At 72.3% G+C, this 3378-nt stretch carries 3 protein-coding genes; all 3 read right to left on the bottom strand.

Annotated features, from left to right (window positions below; genetic code table 11):
* Nucleotides 1-576: large conductance mechanosensitive channel protein MscL (mscL, locus tag MXD58_RS23325; RefSeq protein WP_308302034.1), on the bottom strand; the 576-nt coding region annotated here is incomplete at its 3' end.
* A gap of 164 nt (nt 577-740) precedes the next feature.
* The gene (locus MXD58_RS23320) at nt 741-2069 is read right to left on the bottom strand and encodes a bifunctional o-acetylhomoserine/o-acetylserine sulfhydrylase (RefSeq protein WP_248839031.1); all 1329 of its coding nucleotides are present in this window, start codon (nt 2067-2069) and stop codon (nt 741-743) included.
* Complete coding sequence (locus MXD58_RS23315; protein ID WP_248839030.1) at nt 2066-3142, bottom strand: isopenicillin N synthase family dioxygenase; 1077 nt, start codon at nt 3140-3142, stop codon at nt 2066-2068. Before MXD58_RS23315 ends, MXD58_RS23320 begins: the two co-directional genes overlap by 4 nt.
* Nucleotides 3143-3378 lie beyond the last annotated feature (236 nt).

Genomic DNA, 3378 nt, shown 5'->3' with positions numbered 1-3378 from the left:
CGGTTTCGGTCGGCGTGGTCTCGGTCCGTGCCGGTTTCGGTCGGCGTGGTCTCGGTCCGTGCCGGTTTCGGTCGGCGCGGTTTCGGTCGGCGCGGGGCGCGTCTCGCCGGTGGCGAGCAGGTCGCGGATCTCGGTGCGCAGGCGGGTCTCGTCGCTGAGGACCAGCTCCTGTGCCGCCTGCTGGTCCGCCGGCGGCGACGTCGCGCGTCGGCGCAGGTCGTTCGCCTTGGCGAGCGGGAGGACGACCGTGCAGTAGACGGTCCCCGCGACGAACATGAAGGTCACCAGGCTGTTGAGGAACAGTCCGAAGTGGAACACGCTGTGGTTGAGGGCGAACGTGAGACGCGCGAAGTCCGGTTTGCCGCCGACGGCGGCGACCAGCGGGGTGAGCAGATCGTCGACCATCGCCTTGACCACCGCGGTGAAGGCCGTGCCGATGATCACCGCGACGGCCAGGTCGACGATGTTGCCGCGCAGCAGGAATTTCCGGAAGCCCGCGAGACCGGGGCGGACCAGGCGCACGGAGGGTTCGACGATCACCCGCCCGCGTCCGACGACCCTGCTGACACCGCTCACTGCTAACTTCCAGGCCAGGGGGGCAGGACGAGCGCCGGGTGGCCGCCGTCGCGCGGCGGCGCACCCCGCCCCGTGCCGACGGCCGACCCGACGTCCGTGCGTTATCGCCGGCCACCCAGGGAGCTAACCCGACAATTCGCCTATTTCGCCCTCACCTGGCACCATCAGGGCTGCCGGGACCTGCCGTCCGTGTGCGCCTTGGCCGCGCGAAAGCCCAGCTCCAGGTCGGCGATGATGTCCTCGGTGCCCTCGATGCCGACGGAGAGCCGGATCAGGCCGGGTGTCACTCCGCTGTCCGCCTGCTGGGCGGGCGTGAGCTGGGCGTGGGTCGTCGACGCCGGGTGGATCGCCAGCGAGCGGACATCGCCGACGTTGGCCAGGTGGCTGTGCAGCGTCAGGCCCTCGAGGAAGGCCCGGCCGGCGTCCTCGCCGCCCTGGATGCCGAACGCGAGCACCGCGCCGGCGCCTCGCGGCAGGTAGCGCTGTGCCGCCCCATGCCAGCGGCTCGAGGGCAGACCCGGGTAGGCGACCCACTCCACCTCGGCGCGCTCCCGCAGCCAGCTGGTGATCACGAGGGCATTGGCGCTGTGCCGCTGCATCCGCAGCGACAGCGTCTCCAGTCCCTGGAGCAGCAGGAACGCGTTCGTCGGCGACAGGGCCGGGCCCAGGTCGCGCAGCAGCCGGGTGCGTGCCCGCACGATGTAGGCGGTCTCGCCGAACGCCTCGTGGAAGACGATGCCGTTGTAGGCCGGGTCCGGCGTGGTGAAGCGGGGATGGCGTCCGCCGGCCCAGTCGAAGTGCCCGCCGTCGACGATGACCCCGCCGATCGACGTCCCGTGTCCGCCGATGAACTTGGTCGCCGAGTGCACCACGATGTCCGCGCCGTGTTCGAGCGGACGGGCGAGGTACGGCGAGGCCAGGGTGTTGTCGATGATCAGCGGCAGCCCGGCGTCGTGGGCGAGCTCGGCGATGGCGGCGAGGTCCAGCACGTTGCCGCGCGGGTTGCCGATCGTCTCGCCGTAGAGCGCCACGGTGTTCGGCCGGATCGCGTCCCGCCAGGCGCCCGGGTCGTCCGGGTCCTCGACGAACGTCGTGGTGATGCCGAACTCGGGCAGGGTGTATCGCAGCAGCGCGTAGGTGCCGCCGTAGAGCGAGGCCGCGCAGACCAGGTGATCGCCGGCACCGGCGAGGTTGAGCAGCGCCAGGGTGATCGCCGCCTGGCCGCTGGCCGTGGCGAGCGCCGCCACCCCGCCCTCGAGATCGGCGACGCGCCGCTCGAGGGCGTCCTGGGTGGGATTGACCACCCGGGTGTAGGTGAAGCCGACCTCGGCCAGCGAGAACAGGTCGGCCGCGTGCCTGGTGTCGTCGAACACGAACGACGTGGTCTGGTAGATCGGCACGGCGCGGGCGCCGGTCGCGGGGTCCGGCGCGGTCCCGGCGTGGATCTGCCGGGTCTCGAAGCTCCACCCGGTCGGGGCGTTCACCTTCGTCACTGATGTCCCTTCGGGGGGTCGACGTCGGCGTAGTGGCGGCGGGCCACCTCCGGATGGCTGCGCAGCCAGCTCTTGAGGGTGTTCTCGCCGTGCTGCGCGAAGATCGGGTTGTCCGGGTCCGGTGGCGACGGGTCGTCGATCTCGCGGGCCAGCTCGGCTGGCAGCGGCACCGGTTCCAGCGTCGCCGACAGCCGCGGGCCGAAGAAGTACGCCACGGACAGCCGCTCGTGGCCTGGCGGTGGGCTGACGACCCGGTGCACGGTGGCACGGTAATAGCCGCGGGTGGCCAGCTCGAACATCTCGCCGATGTTGACGACGAAGGTCCCGGGCCGGGGCGCCGCGTCCAGCCAGCCGCCGGCACCGTCCGCGACCTGCAGCCCGGGGCTCGCCGGCCGCGGGCCGTCGGCGGCCAGCGACCGGACGTCGTCCTGCAGGACGAACGTGACGAACCCGCCGTCCTTGTGCGAACCGACCCCCTGGTCGTACTCGGCGGGATGCTTGTCCGCCGGGGCCAGGTAGCGGATGAGTTTGACGTGTGAGCGGGGCTCGTGGGCGAAGGACCGGTCGAAGTGGCCGGCGGGCAGGCCGAGGGACTCGGCGAAGGCCCGGACCAGCGACCGGGACAGCTCGCCGAGCCGGGTCATGTGGGCGAGTACCGCCGCGCGCAGCTCGGGCACCTGCCGGGGCCACTGGTTCGGCCCGTCGAGGCGCAGGTAGAGCGGATCGTCCGGGCCAAGCGTCCGGGCCGGGCGCTCGTCGGAGATGTCGATCTGCTCGCGCAGGTCGGCGCTGCCCCGGGTGATCTCGTGGCCGAGGCGGGTGTAGCCGCGAAAGTGCGGCGAGTGGATGTTCTCGATCTCCAGCTTCGCCGCCGCCGGCAGCCGGAAGAAGCGGCGGCTCACCTCGAGCACGGCGCCGGTCTGCGCGGCCGGGATGCCGTGCCCGGTCAGGTAGAAGAAGCCGGGGCCGTGACAGGCCCGGCGAAGCGCGTCGAGGAAGGCGCCGCGTCCGGCGGTGCCGGCGAGGAAGGGGCCGATGTCGAGCGAGGGCAGGTCCCGGCGGGCCGCTGGCATCCGACCACGGTAGATCCGGTGCTCGGCAGTGGTCCAGCGGCCGAGGCCGCGAGCCGATTTCCCGAAGGGCTCGAAATGGACCCAAAGGTCCGGTTAGGCTGTGCCCGCACAAGCGGACTGTACGGTTCACTTCTTCGGGCGAGGGATCGAGGCCGATGACCAGCGGGGCGACGGAGTCGACGACGGCGGGCTCAGCGGTGAGCGGGACGGCGGGACCGGCCGCGGCCGGCCCCGCC

Origin of the sequence: Frankia sp. AgKG'84/4 (assembly GCF_023242965.2) — a bacterium.
In the GTDB taxonomy this organism is placed as follows: Bacteria; Actinomycetota; Actinomycetes; order Frankiales; family Frankiaceae; genus Frankia.
Note: the sequence above shows the minus strand (reverse complement) of the source record. Positions and strands in the feature narration are given on the sequence as shown.

Excerpts from the sequence above, each read along its gene's own strand:
- MXD58_RS23315 (WP_248839030.1), bottom strand. The coding sequence starts at position 3,142 with ATGCCAGCGGCCCGCCGGGACCTGCCCTCGCTCGACATCGGCCCCTTC.